This is a genomic window from Clostridioides sp. ZZV15-6383 (genome assembly GCF_020657735.1).
Lineage (GTDB): Bacteria > Bacillota > Clostridia > Peptostreptococcales > Peptostreptococcaceae > Clostridioides > Clostridioides difficile_D.
The window spans coordinates 1-726 of record NZ_JAGWCV010000131.1; the positions used below are offsets into that span (position 1 = coordinate 1).

2 tRNA genes and 2 rRNA genes are annotated in these 726 nt (G+C 37.7%); all 4 read left to right on the forward strand.

Annotation, left to right across the window (positions count from 1 at the left end):
- Nucleotides 1-92, forward strand: a 23S ribosomal RNA gene (locus tag KGF42_RS19080); the annotation flags it as partial.
- A 202-nt stretch (nucleotides 93-294) separates the two neighbouring features.
- A 5S ribosomal RNA gene (rrf, locus tag KGF42_RS19085) occupies nucleotides 295-411 on the forward strand.
- Nucleotides 412-416: 5 nt separating this feature from the next.
- Nucleotides 417-505: transfer RNA gene (locus tag KGF42_RS19090), tRNA-Leu, on the forward strand.
- Between the two features lie 9 nt (nucleotides 506-514).
- Nucleotides 515-591: transfer RNA gene (locus KGF42_RS19095), tRNA-Ile, on the forward strand.
- Nucleotides 592-726 lie beyond the last annotated feature (135 nt).

Sequence of the window (726 nt, forward strand, 5' to 3'; positions counted from 1 at the left end):
ACCCCAGAAAGACTATCTGGTTGATAGGTCGAAGGTGTAAGTGCAGCAATGTATTTAGCTTATCGATACTAATAGGTCGAGGACTTGACCAATATTTATTTGATGTTCATTCATTAAGATATATGTGCAGTTTTTAGAGTGTTAACTCTATATATTTAAACTTGTCAAGGATTATAGATTTTTAATAGTTTTATAAACTAAAAAATCGAATAAAAAAAGCATTGACATAATAAGAAAAAGATGTTATTATAATACTTGTCTTAGAAAAAAGTTAAATGAAAATTTAGACAATAATCTGGTTATTATAGCAGAGAGGATACACCTGTTCCCATTCCGAACACAGAAGTTAAGCTCTCTAGCGCTGATGGTACTTGGTGGGAAACTGCCTGGGAGAGTAGGACATAGCCAGGTGATGTGCCGAAGTGGCGGAACTGGCAGACGCACAGGACTTAAAATCCTGCGGGACTTACCTCTCGTACCGGTTCGATTCCGGTCTTCGGCACCAAATTATTGTGGGCCATTAGCTCAGTTGGTTAGAGCGCCCGGCTCATAACCGGTAGGTCTGGGGTTCGAGTCCCTGATGGCCCACCACAATAATTTAAAGAACTTTGAAAATTAAACAGTAGGTTAATTTATAAACAAGAAACAAACCATAAAGCCAGATATTTTGATAACAATAGTATCTGAGCCTGATAAACTTTTATTTGAGAGTTTGATCCTGGCTCA